General features: G+C 69.3%; 20 protein-coding genes. 14 read left to right on the forward strand and 6 right to left on the reverse strand.

The genetic code is table 11. The annotated features are described in order from the left end of the window. From R6V09_RS04510 to R6V09_RS04520, 3 genes are all read left to right on the forward strand, one after another. A partial coding sequence (locus R6V09_RS04510) for an NAD-dependent epimerase/dehydratase family protein (protein ID WP_317880022.1) occupies window positions 1–521 on the forward strand: 521 nt, incomplete at its 5' end. Then, entirely contained in the window at window positions 518–1,180 is a 663-nt protein-coding gene (locus R6V09_RS04515) for a spherulation-specific family 4 protein (protein ID WP_317880023.1), read from the forward strand. The genes R6V09_RS04510 and R6V09_RS04515, both read left to right, overlap by 4 nt. After that, a complete protein-coding gene (locus tag R6V09_RS04520; protein ID WP_317880024.1) occupies window positions 1,177–1,953 on the forward strand; it encodes an endo alpha-1,4 polygalactosaminidase in 777 nt (258 codons plus the stop codon). The genes R6V09_RS04515 and R6V09_RS04520 overlap by 4 nt, the downstream gene beginning before the upstream one ends. A 31-nt stretch (window positions 1,954–1,984) precedes the next feature. On the opposite strand, the gene R6V09_RS04525 is transcribed toward R6V09_RS04520, so the two are convergent. Beyond that, window positions 1,985–2,686 (reverse strand): TetR/AcrR family transcriptional regulator, encoded by a 702-nt coding sequence (locus tag R6V09_RS04525; RefSeq protein WP_317880025.1) that lies wholly within the window; start codon window positions 2,684–2,686, stop codon window positions 1,985–1,987. 302 nt (window positions 2,687–2,988) lie between these two features. Between R6V09_RS04525 and R6V09_RS04530 the strand changes: the two genes are divergently transcribed. The 9 genes from R6V09_RS04530 to R6V09_RS04570 all read left to right on the forward strand — a co-directional run bounded on the left by R6V09_RS04530 (window position 2,989) and on the right by R6V09_RS04570 (window position 13,688). Next, window positions 2,989–3,651, forward strand: a complete 663-nt coding sequence (locus R6V09_RS04530) for a Tat pathway signal sequence domain protein (protein WP_317880026.1) — start codon at window positions 2,989–2,991, stop codon at window positions 3,649–3,651. Window positions 3,652–3,700: 49 nt separating this feature from the next. After that, entirely contained in the window at window positions 3,701–4,543 is an 843-nt protein-coding gene (locus tag R6V09_RS04535) for a dienelactone hydrolase family protein (protein WP_442809973.1), read from the forward strand. A 353-nt stretch (window positions 4,544–4,896) separates the two neighbouring features. Further along, entirely contained in the window at window positions 4,897–5,925 is a 1,029-nt protein-coding gene (locus R6V09_RS04540; RefSeq protein ID WP_317880028.1) for a LacI family DNA-binding transcriptional regulator, read from the forward strand. A 160-nt stretch (window positions 5,926–6,085) separates the two neighbouring features. Next, window positions 6,086–7,333 carry a sugar ABC transporter substrate-binding protein gene (locus R6V09_RS04545; RefSeq protein WP_317880029.1) on the forward strand — a complete coding sequence of 416 codons (1,248 nt, stop codon included), beginning with the start codon at window positions 6,086–6,088 and terminating at the stop codon, window positions 7,331–7,333. Between the two features lie 20 nt (window positions 7,334–7,353). Then, window positions 7,354–8,325: a carbohydrate ABC transporter permease gene (locus R6V09_RS04550; RefSeq protein ID WP_317880030.1), complete on the forward strand. Its 972-nt coding sequence runs from the start codon at window positions 7,354–7,356 to the stop codon at window positions 8,323–8,325. A gap of 11 nt (window positions 8,326–8,336) precedes the next feature. Beyond that, complete coding sequence (locus R6V09_RS04555) at window positions 8,337–9,161, forward strand: carbohydrate ABC transporter permease (protein WP_317880052.1); 825 nt, start codon at window positions 8,337–8,339, stop codon at window positions 9,159–9,161. Between the two features lie 85 nt (window positions 9,162–9,246). Further along, entirely contained in the window at window positions 9,247–11,004 is a 1,758-nt protein-coding gene (locus R6V09_RS04560; RefSeq protein ID WP_317880031.1) for an amylo-alpha-1,6-glucosidase, read from the forward strand. Between the two features lie 54 nt (window positions 11,005–11,058). Then, window positions 11,059–12,915, forward strand: a complete 1,857-nt coding sequence (locus tag R6V09_RS04565) for an RICIN domain-containing protein (RefSeq protein WP_317880032.1) — start codon at window positions 11,059–11,061, stop codon at window positions 12,913–12,915. 134 nt (window positions 12,916–13,049) lie between these two features. After that, window positions 13,050–13,688, forward strand: a complete 639-nt coding sequence (locus tag R6V09_RS04570) for a DUF6518 family protein (RefSeq protein WP_317880033.1) — start codon at window positions 13,050–13,052, stop codon at window positions 13,686–13,688. A 42-nt stretch (window positions 13,689–13,730) separates the two neighbouring features. Here the strand turns inward: R6V09_RS04570 and R6V09_RS04575 are convergent, their stop codons facing one another. The 3 genes from R6V09_RS04575 to R6V09_RS04585 all read right to left on the reverse strand — a co-directional run bounded on the left by R6V09_RS04575 (window position 13,731) and on the right by R6V09_RS04585 (window position 17,044). After that, on the reverse strand, window positions 13,731–15,155 hold the full coding sequence (locus tag R6V09_RS04575) for a CocE/NonD family hydrolase (protein WP_317880053.1): 1,425 nt from the start codon (window positions 15,153–15,155) through the stop codon (window positions 13,731–13,733). Window positions 15,156–15,609: 454 nt separating this feature from the next. Then, entirely contained in the window at window positions 15,610–16,620 is a 1,011-nt protein-coding gene (locus tag R6V09_RS04580; RefSeq protein WP_317880034.1) for a zinc-dependent alcohol dehydrogenase, read from the reverse strand. Continuing rightward, the gene (locus R6V09_RS04585) at window positions 16,613–17,044 is read right to left on the reverse strand and encodes a tautomerase family protein (protein ID WP_317880035.1); all 432 of its coding nucleotides are present in this window, start codon (window positions 17,042–17,044) and stop codon (window positions 16,613–16,615) included. The genes R6V09_RS04580 and R6V09_RS04585 overlap by 8 nt, the downstream gene beginning before the upstream one ends. Before the next feature lie 113 nt (window positions 17,045–17,157). Between R6V09_RS04585 and R6V09_RS04590 the strand changes: the two genes are divergently transcribed. After that, window positions 17,158–17,742, forward strand: a complete 585-nt coding sequence (locus tag R6V09_RS04590; RefSeq protein WP_317880036.1) for a TetR/AcrR family transcriptional regulator — start codon at window positions 17,158–17,160, stop codon at window positions 17,740–17,742. A 41-nt stretch (window positions 17,743–17,783) separates the two neighbouring features. Here R6V09_RS04590 and R6V09_RS04595 read toward each other — a convergent pair whose 3' ends face one another. After that, on the reverse strand, window positions 17,784–18,260 hold the full coding sequence (locus tag R6V09_RS04595; protein ID WP_317880037.1) for a tautomerase family protein: 477 nt from the start codon (window positions 18,258–18,260) through the stop codon (window positions 17,784–17,786). Window positions 18,261–18,319: 59 nt separating this feature from the next. Next, entirely contained in the window at window positions 18,320–18,931 is a 612-nt protein-coding gene (locus R6V09_RS54530) for an OmpA family protein (RefSeq protein ID WP_442809971.1), read from the reverse strand. A 170-nt stretch (window positions 18,932–19,101) separates the two neighbouring features. Here R6V09_RS54530 and R6V09_RS04605 point away from each other — a divergent pair, with 170 nt between their 5' ends. After that, a complete protein-coding gene (locus R6V09_RS04605) occupies window positions 19,102–19,281 on the forward strand; it encodes a hypothetical protein (RefSeq protein WP_317880038.1) in 180 nt (59 codons plus the stop codon). Window positions 19,282–19,525 lie beyond the last annotated feature (244 nt).

Consider the following 19,525-nt stretch of genomic DNA (forward strand, 5'->3'; position numbering starts at 1 on the left):
CGGTCGGCCCGTACGGGGCGACCAAGCTGGCGGGCACGGCCGTGGTGACCTTGTCCGGCCTCTACTCGGTGGTGCTACGGATCGGCAACCCCGTCGGCCCCGGGGCACCGCCCGCCGGGCTGCCGGGCCGTATCACTGCGCTGTTGCGGCAGGCCGGGCGCGGCCCCGACGCGGTACTGCGGCTCGGGGACCTCTCCACCCACCGTGACTTCGTGGACGTACGCGATGTGGCGTGGGCGGTCGAATTCGCGGTCACCGCGCCCAAGCCGCTGTTACCGGTGCTGAACATCGGCTCCGGTCGGGCCGTCCCGGTACGCGAACTCGTGCACCGCCTGGCGGAGTTGGCCGGTTTCCGGGGCCGTATCGAAGAGAGCGCGGGGAGCGGTAGCTCGGCCCGCTCGGGAGAGGTGTCGTGGCAGTGCTCGGCGATCGGCGCCGCTGAGGAGGCGCTGGGCTGGCGCCCCCTCCACACCCTCGACGAGGCGCTCGCCGCCCTGTGGGAAGCCGACGGCTCACCGTGAGCCTGCTCGTCCCGCTGTATGTGCACCCCGCCGAAGACCCGGGCGCCTGGCACCAGTTGATCCAGGCGGCCGGGCGCACGTACGGCGTGATCCTCAACCCCGCGAACGGGCCCGGCGAGCGCCCCGACCCTGCGTTCACCGCGGCGGCCGGGGCGCTCAGGAGGGCAGGCGCGCGGATCCTCGGCTACATCGACACCGACTACGGGCTGCGCGCACAGGCCGAGGTCGCGGCGGACCTGCGCCGGCACCAGGAGTGGTACGCGGTCGACGGCTGCTTCCTCGACCGGGTGACGGCGACACGGCACGCGCTGCCCCGCTGCCGGCGACTGGTGCGGACGCTGCGCAAACTGGGCGCGGGGACGGTGGTCCTCAACCCCGGGATGTATCCGGCGCGCGGCTACGCCCGGCTGGCCGACCTGACCGTCACCTTTGAGGGCCACTGGTCGACGTACGTCTCGGTGTTCACCCGCCCATCATGGGCCATGCGCGTGCCGCCCGAGCGGCTGTGCCATCTCGTCTACGGCGTCCCCGAGGTGCTGGTGCCGCTCGCGGTGCGCACCGCGCGTGAGCGGGGCGCCGGGGTCAGCGGCCCTGTGACCGGCGAACTACCCAATCCCTGGGCCGAGTTGACGCCCGCACTGACCGGAACGGAACAATGAGGTACACGGCACGAGTGATCCTGTCGGCACTGACCCTGGCACTGGCGGGCTGTTCCGGCACCGAGCCGGAGGAGAGCCGCTGGCAGCCCCACCCCGGGCTGGCCTGGCAGTGGCAACTCGACACGAGGGTGGACCCGTCGGTGGACGTACCCGTCTACGACATCGACGGCTTCGAGAACACGGCGGCGGACGTGGCCCGGCTGCACCGCGACGGCCGCAAGGTCATCTGTTACATCAACGTCGGCGCGTCGGAGAACTTCCGCCCCGACAAGGCCGACTTCCCCCGCTCGCTGCTCGGCGAGCAGAACGGCTGGGCGGGCGAACGCTGGCTGGACATCCGCGAGTTGACCGTACTGCGGCCGATCATGGAGCGGCGCTTCGACATGTGCCGTGACAAGGGCTTCGACGCGGTGGAGCCGGACCTGGTGGAGGGCTACGGCAACGACACCGGCTTCCCGCTCACCGCGAGCGACCAGCTCCGCTACAACCGCATGATCGCCTCGATCGCCCACGAACGCGGGCTGTCCGTGGGTCTGAAGAACGACCTCTCGCAGATCCCCCAACTCCTGCCCGACTTCGACTTCGCGGTCAACGAGGAGTGCGCCCAGTACGACGAGTGCGCGCGCCTGTCGCCCTTCATCGCGGCAGGCAAGGCGGTCTTCCACGTGGAGTACGCGGAGCCGGCGAGCCGCTTCTGCGCCGAGTCCCGGAAGTTGAAGCTGTCGTCGATGCAGAAGAAACTGGAGCTGGGGGTATGGCGCAAGCCGTGCTGAAGCAGGTGCGAACGCGAACAGGTTCCTCGGATCAGGCGTCCGGGGTCAGGCAGGCGGCGGCCCGTTCCGGGCCGAGGAACGGGGCCAGGACGGAGTAGGTCAGGCCGGGCAGCAGGCCCGGCAACTCCGCGGTCCGGTCCGCGGCGATCCGGCGGTAGATCGCGGAGTACGCCCCGCCGACCACCGTGTCGATCAACTCCTCGGTGGGGATGGGCAGTTCTGTCTCCGGCAGGTCGGTGAAGAAGTCCCGGAAGCGGGCCAGCAGTGCCTCGCGCGCCTCCCAGCCGGCCGGCCCGACCGCGTCGATCTCCACGATCGCCATGACCGCGAACGCGGGCGCGTCGGCGAGTATGCCGAGCAGCGCGCCGAGCCCGGCGCGGACCGCGCTCGGCCAGTCCGGTGCCTTGGCGTGGGCCTCCTCCATGGCGCCGATGACCATGGTCGTGCCGTACCGGTGGGCGGCGAGGAAGGCGTCCTCCTTGCCCTTGAAGAGGTCGTAGAAGACGGGCCTGGTGACGCCCGCGGCCTGGCAGATGTCGCTGACGCGGGTGTGGGCGTAGCCGACCTGGGCGACTGTGCGGACGAAGCCGTCGAGGAGCCGGTCGCGCTGGTTGGCGGCGACCACCTCGGGGGAGGTGCGGCGGGGCCCTCGGCGCAGTGAGCGCTCCGGGTCGCGGGCCATACGGGTACCGGGCAGCACGAGCTCAGGCGGCACCGACGGGCCAGTTGCCATTCCGCGTCCTTCCTCGGGAACTTGCGCGCACTGTATTGACTTGAATACCCGTCAGGTTTACAACTCTCACAGGTTTTCTTCTTGCGCGGACCTGCGGCGGGACGCCGTCGGCGCCGTCAGTGTCACGCACCCGCAAGGCCGCCAACAAGTGTCCTCGCGTCCCTGGCCCAGGGTCGGAGACGTGCACCGGTCCGGCAGTTCCCGCTGTCCCGGGAGCCGCCCTGCGCGGATCGCAGCGTTCACCCCCGAGCCGGGGGCAGCGACCCGTCCTCGTCACCAACTCCCTTGTCAGAGGACCCCGCATGCGCAGATACACCGTCCCCGCCCTCGCCGTCACGGCCGCCCTGACGGCCCTGACCCTCCTCCCCGCGACCGCCGCCTCGGCGGACAGCGCGGTGCTCACCTACGGCAGCGCCGCCGGTAGCGCGGTCTCCGTCGGCGACGTACTCACTGCCTCGCTGGCCAGCGGCACCAAGGCCGCCCTCGCCACCAGCAGCGGTGGCAGCTCCGGCATCACCTGCACCGGTTCGACGCTCTCCGCGACGGTGACGGCCAACCCCGCTGCCCCGGGCACCGCCACCGAGTCCGCGACCTCCCAGACCTTCAGCGGCTGCACGAGCAATGTCTTCGGTGTCACCGGGGTGCAGAGCATCACCGTCAACGGCCTGCCCTACAGCACCGCCGCCTCCTCCGACGGCACCGTCACGGTGACCCCCGCCTCGGGCGGCACGATCCAGACCACGGTGGTGCTCTCCACGCTGCTGGGCTCCGTCACCTGCGTCTACCGGGCGCCCAGCCTCGCCGCGGTGAGCTCCAACAGCGCCACCAGCCTGACCTTCACCAACCAGGCGTTCACCAAGTTCTCCGGCTCCGTGCTGTGCGCGGGCAACGGCTACTTCTCGGCGACCTACGCCCCCGTGGTCGACAGCAGTGTCAGCGGCTCCCCCGCCATCTACACCAACTGACAGTCCGTCCGGGAGGACTCCCGTGAAACTGCTCCGACCCCGAGCGCTCATGGCGATCCTCGCGATCGTCGCCTCGATCGCCCTCGCCTTCATCGCCCCCGCCCAGGCCGCCGCCGGCAACCCCTACCAGCGCGGCCCGGCCCCGACCGAGGCGAGCGTCACCGCCGAGACCGGTCCGTTCACCGTCGCCCAGGTCAACGTGCCGTCCGGCAGCGGCCCGGGCTTCAACAACGGCACCATCTATTTCCCCACCGACACCAGCCAAGGCACCTTCGGCGCCGTCGTCATCATGCCGGGCTTCGTCGCACCGCAGGCGGAGATCGCCTGGTACGGACCCCGGCTCGCCTCCCAGGGCTTCGTGGTGATGACCCTCGACAGCAACGCGCTGTGGGACTTCCCGACCGACCGCAGCAACCAACAACTCGCCGCGCTCGGCTACTTGACGACCAAGAGCGCGGTGGAGAACGAGATCGATCCCACCCGGACGGCCGTGATGGGCTGGTCGATGGGCGGCGGCGGCACGCTGGAGAGCGCGGTGAGCACCCCGTCGCTCAAGGCGGCGATCGCGCTGGCGCCCTGGGACATCGTCAACGTAGGTGACCAGATCACGGTGCCCACCATGATCTACGGCGCCGACGGTGACACCGTCGCCCCGGTCTCCACCTTCACCCTGCCCGCCTACAACGCCCTGACGAACGACCGCGACAAGGCGTTCATCGAGCTCAGGAACGCCGACCACTTCACCTTCGCCAGCGCCAACACCACGGTCGCGAAATACAGCATCAGCTGGCTGAAGCGCTTCGTCGACAACGACACCCGCTACGACCAGTTCCTGTGCCCGACCCCGAACGACCCCAACACCGTCGCCTTCGAGAACACCTGCCCGATGTAGCCCCCTCCAGGAAGCGCGGCAGGCACGGGCCCTGACGGCCGCCCGTGCCTGCCGCGTTCTGTATGCGGGTCACTCGCGACCCTGGTGCAGTCGAACCGGTTCGACGGAACCTAGCAGTGCGGAAATCCACCGGCAATACCTTCGGCGGAGGCAGTTGCGGCGGCTCCTCTGGAGCTCCCTCTACAGGTCCCTCTGTCGTTCCCCTTGGATTCCAGGGGTGTTACGAGAAGTGTCGCGCGAGGTGTTGACAGCGGCTGGGGTTGTTCCTACCTTCACTTCACGCGAACCGGTTCGACGACCGGCTGTCGCGACTACGCACCATCGAACCGGTTCGATCCAGTCAAGGGGTGCCCGTGAACATCGGTGAGATCGCCCGGCGGGCCGGTGTCTCGCGGAGCACTGTGTCCGTCGCGCTGAGCGGCAAGCGCCCGGTGTCGGAGGACACCCGCCGGAAGATCCAGCGCGTCATCGACGAGCTGGGCTACCGGCCCAACGCCAGCGCCCGCGCCCTGGCCAACGGTCGGACCAACACGATCGGCCTGGTCTTCCCGCCGGCCGGCAATCACTACACCGGTATGCAACTCGACTTCATCGGCAGCGTGGTGGAGGCGGCCGCCGCCCAGGACTACGACGTACTGCTGTCTCCCAGCGGTGTCGACAGCGACCGTTCGTTCCAGCGGATGCTGGGGGAGCGGCGGGTCGACGGCGCGATCCTGATGGAGATCAGGCTGGAGGACGACCGGGTCGATCACCTGGCCGCCCTCGACTTCCCGTCGGTAGCCATCGGCCGGACCGCGCATCCCGAGGGCACCTGGTGGGTCGGCCTGGACCACACCGCGTTGGCGGCGGCGTGCGTCCATCACCTCGCGGACCTCGGCCACCGCAGGGTCGCCTTCGTCAACCGTCCCGAACAGCTGCTGCGGGCCGGATACGAGTCCGCCCACCGAGGGCTCGACGGCTTCACCAAGGCCGCGGCCGAACGCGGGCTCACTGTGCGGACGTACTGCTGCGGGGACGACGCCGCGTCCGGCCAGGCCTGCCTGGAACAGATCCTGCACGACGACCCGGCCACCACGGCCCTGGTCACCCTCAACGAGGCCGCGCTCGGCGGCCTGTACCGCGGGCTGGCCCAGGCCGGCCGTCACGTACCGCGCGACTTCTCCGTCACCGGAGTCGTGGCGGGCCGGTGGGCGGAGACGGTGACCCCGCAGCTCACCGCGGCGGACGTACCGGCGGAGGAGATGGGCCGACACGCCGTCGACCTCCTCGTCGAGCGGCTCGACCACCCCGACGCACCGCCCCGCCACCATCTACTGACCCCGCCCATCTCGCTGCGCGCGAGCACAGGGCCCGGCACGCCGTCGTCCACCGAGGTCCGCTGACCTAGCCCCGCTGACCCAGCTCCGCCCCGCACCACCTCCTCACCACGGATCACGGGCACCGCCGTCCCCTCACCGCCGCCGTGGCTGTCCGGCATGCCCGCTTCCCCCCGCTCGTCACCCTCCCTCGGCACACCCGTGCCCGAAATCGAAGGAACGCGCCATGCACAGCTCCCTCAGACGGCTCCGCCTCACTGCCGCGACCGTGACCGTCCTCGCCGTCGCCGGCACCGCCACCGCCTGTTCCTCCGGGTCGGGCAGCACCGGCACCAAGGCGGCGGACAGCGGTACTTACACGATCTGGGACCCGTACCCGCAGTTCGACAAGAGCTCCGCGTGGGCCAAGCTGCTCGACACCTGCGGCACCAAGGCCGGGGTGAAGATCAAGCGGACCGCGTTCGACACCAGCGACCTGGCGAACAAGGCACTGCTCGCCGCCCAGCAGGACAACTCCGCCGACGTCCTCATCGTCGACAACCCGGTGGTCTCGACCCTGGCCGAAGCCGGCGTCCTCACCACGACCGCCGACAACAAGCTGGACACCTCGAAGGCGAACCCCAACCTCCTCGCCGCCGGACAGACGGGCGGCAAGACGTACGGCACCCCGATCGGCGCCAACACCCTCGCCCTCTACTACAACAAGAAGGTCCTGAAGCAGGCCGGCGTGGACATCGCCTCGGTCAAGGACTGGAAGTCGCTGACCGCCGCACTCGCGAAGGTCAAGAAGGCCGGCAAGAAGGGCATCACGTTCTCCGCGATCGGCACGGAGGAGGGCACCTTCCAGTTCCTGCCCTGGTACTGGGGATCGGGCGCCCAACTGACCGCGCTCGACTCGGACAAGGCCGTCTCCGCGCTGACGCTGTGGAAGGACTGGCTCAAGGATGGCTACGCCCCCAACTCGGTCCTCAACAACACCCAGACCACCAGCTGGCAGGAGTTCGCGACCGGCGACTACGCGTTCAGCGAGAACGGCACCTGGCAGCTCGCCAACGCCAAGAAGGCCGGCTTCGACTACGGGGTGATCCCCGTCCCCGCCGCCGACGGCGGCAACGCGTCCGCCCCGACCGGCGGCGAGTTCGTCACCATCCCGGTCCAGGGCAAGACCGACCGCTACGCCACCTCCCAGAAGATAGTGACCTGCCTGACCAGCACCGACAACCTCCTCAACACCGACACCACACTGTCCTACGTGGCCCCCACCACCGAGGTCCAGGACAAACAGGTCGCCGCGAACGCCGAGTTGAAGCCCTGGGTCGACGCGGTCAAGGCCGCCAAGGGACGCACCAGCGACGACCTGGGCACCAAGTACCCGAAGATCTCGGAGCAGTTGTGGAAGGCGGTCCAGTCCGCGCTCAGCGGCTCGAAGTCGCCGAAGGACGCGCTGTCCGCCGCCCAGTCGGCCGTCAAGTAACCAGAGACCAGGGCCAGTTGATGAGCCACATGACCCAAGTGCCACACCGACGGCCCGTGCCCCACCACAGCGGTGCGGCCCCCACCGCACCGCCCCAGGCACGGCGCCGCCCCACCTCCCAGCAGTGGGCCGCCTGGGGCTTCCTCACCCCGGTGACCCTCTACCTCGTCCTCTTCTACGCCTATCCCCTCTACCGCAACATCGACCTGAGCCTGCGCAACTACACGGTCCGGTCCTTCGTCCAGGGCAACGCACCCTTCACGGGCCTGGCCAACTACCGCACCGTCCTTGACGATCCGACCTTCGCCCCGGCCCTGCTGCACACCGTGGTCTTCACCTTCGTGTGCCTGTTCTTCCAGTACGCCATCGGCCTGGCCCTCGCGGTCTTTTTCAACCAGCGGTTCCGGCTCTCCGCGACCCTGCGGGCGCTCTTCCTCGTCCCCTGGCTGCTTCCGCTGATCGTGTCGGCGTCCACCTGGTCGTGGATGCTCAACAGCGATTCCGGTGTCGTCAACGCCGTCCTGCACGCCGTCGGCATCGGACCGGTCAACTGGCTGACCACACCGGGCTGGTCCCTGGCATCAGTGATCATCGCGAACATCTGGATCGGCGTCCCGTTCAACCTGGTCGTCCTGCACAGCGGCCTGCAGTCCATCCCCGCGAGCCTCTACGAAGCGGCCGCCCTGGACGGCGCGAACGCCTGGCAGCGGTTCTGGCGGATCACCTTCCCGCTGCTGCGCCCGGTGTCCGCGATCACCCTCCTCCTCGGCCTCGTCTACACGCTCAAGGTCTTCGACATCATCTGGATCATGACCAAGGGCGGCCCGGCCGACTCGTCCACCACCTTCGCCACCTGGTCCTACCAGCTCGGCTTCGGCAACCTGCTGCCGGCCTTCGGCCCCGGAGCGGCCGTAGGAAACCTGCTCGTGGTTGCCGCCCTGGTGTTCGGACTGGTCTACGTCAGGGTCCAGCGGAAGCAGGCACTGTCATGAACGGCACTGTCATGAACCGACGCGCCAACCGCACGTGGTGGCAGACGGCCATCGGCGTCCTGCTCACCGCGGTGATGCTCTTCCCCGTCTACTGGATGCTCAACGTCTCCTTCACCCGCGACCAGAACATGCGCAAGAGCCCGCCGGACCTGATCCCCGTGCACGGCACCCTGGAGGGCTACCGCGCCGTCCTGGACCAGCAGTTGCCCTACCTCGGCACCAGCCTCGTCATCGGCCTGGGCACCGTAATCCTCACCGTGGCACTGGCAGCGCCCGCGGGCTACGCACTCGCCAAACTGCGCCCGCGCGGCGGCGGCGTCCTCAGCTTCCTCTTCCTGGTCGCCCAGATGATCCCCGGCATCATCATGGCGATGGGCTTCTACGCCATCTACCTCAGCCTCGGCCTGCTCCAGTCGGTGCCCGGCCTGATCGTCGCGGACTCCACGCTGGCCGTGCCGTTCGCCGTGCTGATCTTCACCGCGTTCATGTCCGGCATCCCCGGCGAACTGCTCCAGGCCGCGAAGACGGACGGCGCCGGGCCCGTGCGCACCTTCTGGTCGATCGTGCTGCCGATGAGCCGCAACTCCATCGTCACGGTGTCGTTGTTCGCGTTCCTGTGGTCCTGGTCCGACTTCGTCTTCGCCAGCACCCTCGCCAACGGCGGCGCCCACGAGCCGATCACCCTCGGCATCTACCACTACATCGGCAACAACAACCAACAGTGGAACGCCATCATGGCCACCGCCGTCGTGGCCTCGCTGCCCGCCACGGTGATCCTGGTTCTCGCCCAGCGCTATGTGGCGGCCGGCGTGACCGCAGGCGCCGTCAAGGACTGACGTCCCCCTGATTCCCGCTCGCCCGTGTGCCGATCACCCCTGCCCACGTGCCGATCGCCCCTGCTCCAGAAACGAGTCACGCTGCATGACCGCCGCCCCGTCCGGCCCGGCCTTCTCCGTCCACGACATCCCGTTCAGCACGCGCGGGTCATGGTTCGGCATCTCACCCGTGGTGGCGGAGAAGACGTACGCCGAAGACCTGCACCTCGTCTCGCACCAGAACGGCATGCACGCCGTGCTGCGCCTCGTCCCGCTCGACCCGGCCACCGGCGACCGCGCCGTCACCAGCCCGCACGCGACACCGAGCCTGCTCAGCTGGACCGGCGCCGAAGGCCGCATCGACCTCGCCTACGAATCGCCGGACACCGTACGGCTGCGCGGTGCCGGGCTCGGTCTGCGCATCGGCGCGGCAGCGACCGTACTGACCCCGTTCAGCGGCACCTACTTCTACCGCGAACCCGGCACCGGGGCCCACGTGTTCACCTCGTACGAGACCGGCCGGCGCTACCGCGTCACCGTGCTGTCGGGAACCGTGACCGAGGCGTCCGGCACACAGAGTCTGGGCAGCGCGCCGCGAGGTGTCACGATCGGCGCCGAGGGCGGCGCGGCCTGGGAGGTCGCGGTCGAGGAGTACGAGACCGCGCGCCGCCCGTACACGCCCTCGGCATCCTTCGATCAGGTCGTGGACACCGCGCGCGACGCGTTCGGCGCCTTCGCCGATTCGGTCGCGCCCTGGCGTACGTCCGAGACGCCCGCCGCGGAACTCGCCGCCTACGTGCTGTGGTCCGCGACCGTCCGCCCACTGGGCTTCGTCACCCGGCCCGCCGTGCTGATGTCGAAGCACTGGATGGACAAGGTGTGGAGCTGGGACCACTGCTTCAACTCCCTTGCCCTGGCTGCCGGAAGCCCCGCACTCGCCCTGGACCAGTTCTCCCTGCCCTTCGACCACCAGGACGAGACCGGCGCGCTGCCCGACTCGGTGACCCACTCGGAGATCCTCCACAACTTCGTCAAGCCCCCCATCCACGGCTGGGCTCTGCGCCACCTGCGCCGACGGCTCCACGAGCCGCTCAGCCAGGCCGAGTTGACCGAGGTGTACGACCGGCTGGTCCGCTGGACGGACTTCTGGCTCACCATGCGGCGCGCACCCGGATCCGCCCTCCCGCACTACCAGCACGGCAACGACAGCGGCTGGGACAACGCCACCACCTTCGACCCCGAGCGCGTGATCGTCAGCGCCGACCTCGCCGCCTTTCTCGTCCTCCAACTGCGTGAACTCGCCGAGCTGGCAGAGGAGTTGGGGCTGCCGGACGACACACGCAAGTGGACCCGGACGGCCGACGCGACGCAGGCGGCGCTGCTCGACGAACTGTGGACCGGCGACCGGTTCGTCGCCCGCTCGGCGGACAGCGGGGCCACCTGGACCAGCTCCAGCCTGCTCGACCTGATGCCCGTCGTGCTCGGCGAGCACCTGCCCGAGAGCATCGGCGACGCGCTGGCCGACCGCATCGAGGCCCACCTCACCGCGTACGGCCTCGCCACCGAACTGCCCACCTCACCGCACTACTTGGACGACGGCTACTGGCGCGGGCCGATCTGGGCCCCGTCCACCGTCCTGATCGAGGACGGTCTGCGTCGCGCAGGGCACGACCGTCTCGCGGACGAGATCAGTGCCCGTTTCCGTGCCCTGTGCGAGACCTCGGGCTTCGCCGAGAACTTCGACGCCCTCACCGGCGCGGGCCTGCGCGACCGCGCCTACACCTGGACCGCCAGCAGCTACCTCCTCCTCGCCGAGGCCCACGAGTTCCGGCGCGCCGAGACCGCCGAGGCCGTCGGCGGCTGACAGACCACCTGGGCGGTCCGCGCCCAGGCAGCACCCCCTCAACCAGGAGCCGCCATGCACACCACACCGCCACCCCGAACAGCACGCAGACACCGCCCCGGACGGCGAGCGGCCTCGGCCCTCGTCACCCTGTTCGCCGCACTGGCCGGGACTCTCCTGCCCGCCGCCCCCTCCCAGGCCGCCGACACCTCCGTCACCGTCGACTTCTCCACCGCCGGCGGCGCTCCCACCTACCACGCCTCCGGCATGATCTACGGGATGACGCCGGACGGCTCGCTGCCGCAGGACCACTTCTTCACCGACATCAAGTGGCACTTCATGCGAGCCGGCGGAGCCCAGCTCAACAGCGGCGGCTACGCCACCAGCCTCGCCGACTACCAGACGCGCTGGGCCTCAACTCTCGCCCAGTACAAGCGCACCGCGGCCCTCGGCGGCACCTTCGTCCTCCTGCCGCACGACCTGTGGGGCGCCGACGGCACCACCACCCAGGGCTGGCCCGGCGACAACGGTGACTGGACTCAGTTCGACGCCTTCGTCACCCAGCTCATCAGTGACGTCAAGGCCAACAACATGACGGTCCAGTGGGACCTGTGGAACGAGCCCGACGGCAGCGGCTTCTGGGGCGCGTCCCAGACGCAGTACCTGCAGATGTGGTCGCGCTTCTACGCCAAGGTGCGTGCCGCGTTCCCCGCCCAGCTCATCGTCGGCCCGAGCATCGCGGGCCAGCCGAACTCCTCCAACAGCTGGTGGACGACGTATCTGACGTACATCAAGGCGAACAACGTCGCCCCCGACATCTACAGCTGGCACGACGAACCCGGTGACCCCGCCACCGACGTCGGCCGCGCCAACTCCACCCTCTCCGCAGCCGGGTTGACCAACACCCGCGCCTACCAGATCAACGAGTACGCCACCCTCTCCATGCAGTCCCCAGGCGGCGGCGCCTGGTTCATCGGCCGCCTGGAGCGGGCCGGCGCCGACGGTCTGCGCGGCAACTGGGCCTCCGGCACCGCGCTGCACGACAACGAGGCGAACCTGCTCACCAAGAACAGTGCGGGTCAGTACCTGCCGCTCGGTGAGTGGTTCATGTACCGCTACTACGGCTCGCAGACCGGCAACATCGTCAAGCTCACGCCGGGCACCGGCACCGACGGCCTGGCCACCAAGGACAACTCAGCTGGAAACGCGAAGGTGTTGCTCGGCAGCAGCGGCAACACCGGAACCGTCACCGTCAATCTGACGGGGCTCAACACCACGTCGGTCGTGGAGAACAGCCAGGTCCGTGCCGTCGTCCAGCGCGTCCCGTACAACAGCGGGGCCGCCGTGACCGGCCCGGAGACCATCGCCGACACCACCCTCACGGTCAGCGGCAACGCCGCCTCGGTGAGTCTCCCTTGGACGAACGCCAAGGACGGCTACACCGTCACGCTGCTGCCCCCGTCCAACACCACCGTCTCCACGGTCGCCGTCAGCCAGAACAGCGGCCAGTGCCTGGACGACACCGGAGTCAGCACCGCCAACGGCACGCAGTACCAGCAGTACTACTGCGAGGGCGGCTACCAGCAGATGCTCGACCTCAAGCCGGTCACCGGCAAGACCAACACCTACACCATGGTCGACGAGTTGAGCGGCAAGTGCCTGGACGTCTCCGGCGCCTCCACCACCGACGGTGCCGCCGTCATCCAGTACACCTGCAACGGCGCCACCAACCAGCAGTTCACCCTCAACCCAGTCACCGCACTCGGCAACACCCACGACTACCAACTGGTCGCCGTCAACAGTGGCAAGTGCGTCGACGTCACCGGCGTCTCGACCACCGCCGGCGCGCTGATCCACCAGTGGACCTGTGACGCGGCGAGCGTACTGAGCACCAAGAAGAACCAGATCTGGCGGCTGATCGGCAAGAGCTGACCGCCGTTACGTATGACGATGTGGAGGGGCGGTTCACCTGCCCCTCCACATCGTTTGACCGGAACGGACCTCGATTCGCTCCGGACCCAGCGACTATAAACTGAACGTATACGTCATGTGTATAGTGACCGCCCATGACGACCACAACCGCGTCCCGTCGCGATGCCCCCGTCACCGTCCTCGCCGCGACCGTGGCCTTCGGGTTGCTGCTCGGCTGGGCGACGTACGGCCTGCATGGGGTGTCACCCCTGCTGGAGCGGGCGACCAACTCGGTGTCCACGTGGATCATCTGGACCGCCGTGGCCGGTGCGCTGATCCGCACCCGGCAACTCGCCCTGTGGGGCGGCGCGTTGATGATGCTCGCCACCTGCGCCGGCTACTACACGGCGTCCACACTCGGGGACACCTTCGGGACCGGAGGGCTCGGAACCGCCGCGGTGTGGTCGGCGGCGGGGCTGGCCGGAGGACCGCTGCTGGGCTGGGCAGGATGGACGGTACGGCGCGGGTGGGGCGATGTACGGGCCGTGGCCGGGGCGCTAATCGCGATGGTGGTGCTGGGGGAGGGGCTCTGGCTGGGATGGACGCTCCACTACTGGGGAGAGGCGGCCGTCTTCCTGACCGTCGGCGCGCTGCTCACCCTTCTCCTGACCGTCTATCTGGCGCGCGCCGGAGTGCACCGCTACTGGCTGTGCGCGGTGCTCGCTCCCCTGAGTGGTCTCGCCTTCTACCTCGCCGAGGACGGCATCCTCAACGGTCTGCTCGGCTCGCTGTGAACCCGGCGGCCGTCCGCGGGATTCACGGTGAGTCGAGCTTCTTCAGGAGACCTGACGGACCGGCAGCACGATCGCGGACGGATGCTCCGGGTCGTGGAAGACCTGCTGGGTGGCCGCGCGGAGCGTGACGGCGGTGGCGCGCGGTTCGCCGGTACCGGGATTGCGGTTGAAGCGGGGGAACGCACCGCTGGAGACCTGAACCCGGATGCGGTGACCGCGCTTGAAACGGTAGGCGGTCGGCCAGAGTTGGACCGTCGCACACGTCGTCTCGTCCGCGTCGGTGAGACTGAGCAGACCGTCGCAGACGTTCGTCGAGCGCCCCTTCCCGTCGACGTCACACAGGCGCAAGAACACGTCGGCGTACGGCAGGCTGGAGCGGAAGAAGATCTCGGCGCTCACCTCTCCGACGACCTCGACGTCCTTGTCCAGGGCGGGAGTTGTGTAGGTGAGGACGTCGGGGCGGGCCTCCAGCTTGGCGTTGTTCACGCGGCCGTACTTCTTCAGGGTCCACATGCGGACGCCGCCGACCGCGGGGGTGGGGTCGGCCGGGTCGTAGTGGTAGTCGTCCGGGGTCGAGTCGGCGGGCAGGTCGGTGGCCAGGGCGCCGCCGGGCTGGAGGTGGAAGCGCTGGGGCTCATATCCCGGAGGCGGCCAGGTGGGGAAGTCGCGCCACTTGTCCTCGCCCATGACGAACAGGCGTACCGGAGCGCGCTCCGGAGGTGCTTCGCCCTTGGCGAGGGCCAGGCCCCACTCCAGTGCCTCGCGGGTGGCCAGTCCGTCCATCGCCATCGCCCAGTGCGCCCAAGGTCCGATGGTGACGCGGTGCGGGGTGTCCGGTGCGGTCCGGCACAGGGTCTGGAAGTCGCGCAGCTGGTTGGGCAGGAACAGGTCGTACCAGCCGCCGACGAGGCTCGCCGGGACGGTGATGTCGGCGACCTTGTCGACGTGGTCGGCCGCCTGCCAGAACGGGCCGTCGCCGTCGTGGTCGAGGACGTTCTGGAAGTAGCTGTTGCGGTGGCCCAGGAGGCCGACGTCGGCCTGGCTCAGCGGCAGGGTGCGCATGGCCTGGAGGATCTCCCGCTCCTCCAGCGCGTTGCGCACGTTGGCGAACCTGCGCTCACGCCGTTCGGCCTGGACCGCCCAGGTGAACGGGGTCTCCAGGGCGAAGCCGCCCTCGCGGTTGAACGCCATGGTGAAGGTCGCGTTGGACACCACCGGAACCATCGCCTTGACCTGCGGCGGCACCGCGTCCGCCACCGACCACTGCGTGTAGCCGACGTAACTGGCGCCGACGAGCACGATCGACTCACCGGCCCACGGCTGCTTCACCACCCAGTCCAGGACGTCCAGGCCGTCCTCGCGCTCGCACAGGAACGGGTTGAACGGGCCGTCGGAACCGAAGGTGGCGCGCGCGCTCACGATCACCGCCTGGTACCCGCGCTCGACCAGCGGCTTGGCCGCGCCCAGCGCGAGCGTGCCGGCTCGGCCGTACGGGGTCTCCTTCGTGGGCGATACCGAGGGTGCAGCGACCGACGGCGCCTCCGCTGTCCGCGGTGACCTGCATGGGCGGAGCGAGCGGGCTCCCGGCTCCCGTCACGGGGCTGTACATGCGTATCTCTCCGGGGAACTCGTCGACGGCCGGGATCTCCGCCCGGGTACGTCGCCGACCGGTCAACTGCCTTCTGAGGAGACGGACTTCGTCCGTGATCCGGTGCAGGACCTCGATCGGGGCCGCAGTGCGTACGGTGGCGTCCACGAGGGCCCGCAGTTCGTCGCCGAGAGCGGTGATCGCCGCCCGTTGGAGGTCGAGTTCCGCTCTTGTTGTGCCTCCTGCGTCGTGGTTCGTCGCCGGGGATTGGGTCGGTATTGCGTTCATCAAGTTTCTCGGTCGGGGTGTAGTGGGGTCGTGGTCGCGACGCGGTCAGCCGTCGGCGCGGACGAAGACGGGCTTGAGACGCTTCTCGGGGAGTTCGGCGGGGAGTTGCTCCCAATCGAGGACGTGCGAGACGACCCGCGCCGGGTCGACCTTTCCCGAGCCCGCCAGTTCGAGGGCGTCGGGGATGTGGTTGCGGACGTTGTCGCGGGCGACGCGCAGGGTGACGCCGGTGAGATACATGTCGAGCAGGGGCAGTTCGCCGGGGCGGAAGTGGTTGCCGGCCGACTCGCAAATGCCTTCCGGAGCAAGGGACTTGACGGCGAGGGCAAGCTGCTCGACGCGGCCGGTCGCCTCTACGGCGATGTCGAAGCCGTGCCGGACCGGCTCCAGCGTCTCGGCGGTGGCGGCGCCGTAACTGCGGGCCAGTTCGCGGTGTTCGGGGTCCGGGTCGACGTAGAGGACTTCGGAGGCGCCGAGTGCGCGGGCGATGTCGCACACGTACAGACCGATGCTGCCGCGGGCGACGACCAGGACGCGGGCGCCGGGCTTGTTCCTGAGGTGGGGTGCCACCAGGCGCCAGGACAGGGACCAGTTGTCGCTGGCCGACGCCATCGCGACCGGGTTGAGGCCTTCGGGCAGGGGCACCAACATGGCGTCCGCGTACGGCACTCGGACCAGGTCGGAGAAGAGGCCGCCCCAACTACCGCCGATCGGCGCGCCGTACATCGCCATGTGCGGTACGGCCGTGCAGTGGGCGGTGAGTCCGGCGCGGCAGTGGGCGCAGGTGCCGCAGTTGATGGACCAAGGGACGACCACGAGATCGCCGGGGGACACGGCCGTCACCGCGTCGCCGATGTCGACGACCCGGGCCACGCACTCGTGGCCGAGGGCGAAGGGCGGGTCGATGAAGCCGTGCCCGGCCAGGATCGCGGAGTCGACGTCGCAGGAGGTGGCGGCGACCGGGGTGACGATCGCCTCCTGGTCCGACTGGAGCTTCGGGTCGGGCGCCTCGCGCCACTCGACGGTGCGCTTCGCGACGTAGGTCAGTTCACGCATCGGTGCGCTGCCCCTTCGCCAGTGCCACCAGGTCGGCGTAGCGGATGACCGAGCCGCCCGCGCCCCAGGTGCCCTCGGCCTGCTCGTGCACCAGCACCCACACGCGCAGCGCGTCGTCCTGGGACAGGCCGGCGGCGCCCAGCACCGTCTTCGTCGCGTCCTCGACCAGGCCCGCCTTCCGGCGTTCGGACAGCGCGCCCTGCGGGACGGTGACGTCCACGAGGAAGCGGGGCTCCTCGTCCTCGGCGGTGGTCTGCGCGCCTTCGGGGAGTTCGACGAGGTAACTCCATGCCTGGGCGCGGAAGAACGCGGTGTCGGGCGCTCCCTCCCAGCGGAGCAGGACGGCGGCCAGGTCGCGCTGGACGGTCTCGCGGCCTTCCTCGGTCAGGGAGCCGGGCGGGGCGGTGAGCCTGATCATCGGCATGGCGAAATCTCCCTTTGCGCTGCACACGCGGTCTATGACAGTCGTTATATCGGGGGCTCACGCTAGACTATGACGAGCGTTATATCCAGAGACATCCAGTGAGGAGCATCGCCGTGGCCGGATCCAGCGCGCCGTCGCGTGACCGCATCGTGGCCGGTGCGGCCGACATGATCAGCAGGCGCGGCCTGAACGCCACGAGCATCCGGGACCTGGCCAAACACGCCAAGGCTCCGCTCGGGTCGACGTACCACTACTTCCCGGAGGGGAAGCGGCAGTTGGCCACTGAGGCGGTGCAGTACGCGGGGGCGGCCGTCGCTCGTCTCCTGCGCAAGGAACTGGACGCAGGACCGGTCGCCGGGCTGCACGCCTTTCTCGCCCTGTGGCGCGGCATCGTCGTCGAGAGCGACTTCCGCGCCGGCTGCCCCGTGCTGGCGGTCTCCGTCGAGGAGCCCCCGGCCGACGAGATCCCGCCGGCGCTCGCCGCGGCGGCCGAGGCCTTCGAGGACTGGGAGCGGCTGCTCACCGAGGCGCTACGGAAACACGGCGCCGACCACGACCGGGCCCCGGGGCTGGCGGCCCTCATCGTGGCGTCCGTCGAGGGCGCCATCGCCATGAGCCGAGCCAAGCGCAGCATGAAGCCGCTGGATCAGGTGGCGCAGCAGCTCGAAGCGCTGATCGACGACGCGCTCACCCGCTGAGTCTGAGAGTCCTCGGGGCGCGGGGCGCGGGGCGTTCGGGCTCAGGCGTCGAGCGCCGTGCGGATCGCCTTGATCTTCTCCTCGGTGAACACGCCGCTGTCGAGGAGGGAGAGGACGGAGAGAACTCCGCCGCTGGAGCCCCAACTGCCCTCGTCGATGACCCGGAAGTTGACCCACCAGGCCGGTGAAGGCGCCGGCAGCCCGCAGGCCTCGGCCATCGCGGCCAGGACACGCTCGATGACCTCGGCCCGGACCTCCCGCCGCCAGTCCCCGTCCATGACCGCCACGTCGATCACCATGACGTCGAGCCCCGGACCGGTGTCCGCAAGCAGACGGCCACCGATGGCCATCATGTCCGGCTCGCGCTCCACGAAGTGCACCTGGAACCCGACCCGCGCGGCCGGCGCCAACTGACCGACCTCCGGCACGAGCACCGCATCCGTCAACGTCTCGGCCAGCGCCCGACGCTCCTCTAGGCTCAGGCGCCCCTTCGGGGTGTTCACGGTGATGACGGTCACGGTTGCCTCCTATGACGATCGTTATAGCGTGACCCTACATCAGATTTATAACGAGTGTTCTACTCGCTGGATTGCGTGCGGATCGGTGAGGTCGGCAAGAGGGCGAACAGTGCAACGGCGAAAGCGTGTCCGGGCCCACGGATATGGCCACGCGTAAGTTCTGACACGAATTGTGATAGGCCACTGGGCCTAGCCTGTGGGATGGGAGGGGGCAACTCGCCGTTCGCGGGAACGAGATCTCGACGCGCCGAATTCTTTCGTCGACCGGCCTCCGTCGTGTTCGACGCGACCGGCCGCCACTCGCCGAATCCCCGTGCCTCGAAGCTGACCGTCGACGGGAGCGCGTCTGCAAGCACGGCCTGCACGGCGTCGGCGCGTTGCTGGGACAGGACGTCGCCGTGTGCGGAAGAGCCGAGATTGTCGGTGAAGCCGAAGACGCGGACGTTCTTCACCGCCCCCTGCTTGATCTCTGCGGCGCTCGCGGCGATGCGGGATCGCGCCGAACTGCTCAGCCGTGAGCTGTCCTTGGCGAACAACACCTCCGCCGAGAGCTCGTACGTCACTTCCGTGTTCGTGTCCTTGCGGCGTTCGGCGCCGTCTTGGTCTTCGACAAGGAAAGGAACACCCTCCCGGTGAACGAGCGCATCTGGCGCCGCAAAATGGCTGGTCACGGGCGCGGTCTGTGCAGGACCCTGAGCGCATGCCTCGACGTCTCATGTTCGTGCAGTTGAAGACTGGTTACAACACCGACCACGGGCCCTCGTGGATCGGGTGGGTGGACTTCTCGAAGACCTGGAGCACTGGGTACTTTCGCGGGAGGACCCTGCGCCGGGCAGGGGGGATGTCCGATGCGAACTTCTACGACGTGCAGACCAGCGAGGAGTTCTGGGTCTCCGGGCCGAAGCGGGACCGCACCGACACCCGCTACGGCCCCGCCAACCCTGAAATCGAGCCGGAAGCCGCCGAGACCTATCACGCCTTTCTGGAGGGCGCGCCCCTGCCGGGCCGGGAGAACGGCTAGCCGCACACCCTTTGCTCGCCCTGACCGGCCCGGCCCGCCGATCGGAACCCAAACGCCTATGGCGGCGGCGTGGTACCTGGAGACCCTTGCGGAGTTCCGTCGGCCGCGGGCCGCTCCCGGCCGCTGCCGCTGGTCAGATGCCCTCTCACGGTCCCGTAAGCCGGAGCCACTACACTCGCCTCCCCTGACCACTCACGTGTGCGCGGTCGGCTCCCGCTGCCGCGGGCATTCATTCATCGGGGGA

This window comes from Streptomyces sp. W16, assembly GCF_033194735.1.
In the GTDB taxonomy this organism is placed as follows: Bacteria; Actinomycetota; Actinomycetes; order Streptomycetales; family Streptomycetaceae; genus Streptomyces.

Bases quoted from the DNA above. Each gene is read 5' to 3' on its own strand.
- R6V09_RS04535 (WP_442809973.1), top strand. From the start codon at position 3,701: ATGGCGATCCTCGCGATCGTCGCCTCGATCGCCCTCGCCTTCATCGCC.
- R6V09_RS04555 (WP_317880052.1), top strand. From the start codon at position 8,337: ATGAACCGACGCGCCAACCGCACGTGGTGGCAGACGGCCATCGGCGTC.
- R6V09_RS04520 (WP_317880024.1), top strand. From the start codon at position 1,177: ATGAGGTACACGGCACGAGTGATCCTGTCGGCACTGACCCTGGCACTG.
- R6V09_RS04525 (WP_317880025.1), bottom strand. From the start codon at position 2,686: ATGGCAACTGGCCCGTCGGTGCCGCCTGAGCTCGTGCTGCCCGGTACC.
- R6V09_RS04605 (WP_317880038.1), top strand. From the start codon at position 19,102: ATGTCCGATGCGAACTTCTACGACGTGCAGACCAGCGAGGAGTTCTGG.
- R6V09_RS04545 (WP_317880029.1), top strand. From the start codon at position 6,086: ATGCACAGCTCCCTCAGACGGCTCCGCCTCACTGCCGCGACCGTGACC.
- R6V09_RS04530 (WP_317880026.1), top strand. From the start codon at position 2,989: ATGCGCAGATACACCGTCCCCGCCCTCGCCGTCACGGCCGCCCTGACG.
- R6V09_RS04565 (WP_317880032.1), top strand. From the start codon at position 11,059: ATGCACACCACACCGCCACCCCGAACAGCACGCAGACACCGCCCCGGA.
- R6V09_RS04560 (WP_317880031.1), top strand. From the start codon at position 9,247: ATGACCGCCGCCCCGTCCGGCCCGGCCTTCTCCGTCCACGACATCCCG.
- R6V09_RS04580 (WP_317880034.1), bottom strand. From the start codon at position 16,620: ATGCGTGAACTGACCTACGTCGCGAAGCGCACCGTCGAGTGGCGCGAG.
- R6V09_RS04585 (WP_317880035.1), bottom strand. From the start codon at position 17,044: ATGCCGATGATCAGGCTCACCGCCCCGCCCGGCTCCCTGACCGAGGAA.
- R6V09_RS04550 (WP_317880030.1), top strand. From the start codon at position 7,354: ATGAGCCACATGACCCAAGTGCCACACCGACGGCCCGTGCCCCACCAC.
- R6V09_RS04570 (WP_317880033.1), top strand. From the start codon at position 13,050: ATGACGACCACAACCGCGTCCCGTCGCGATGCCCCCGTCACCGTCCTC.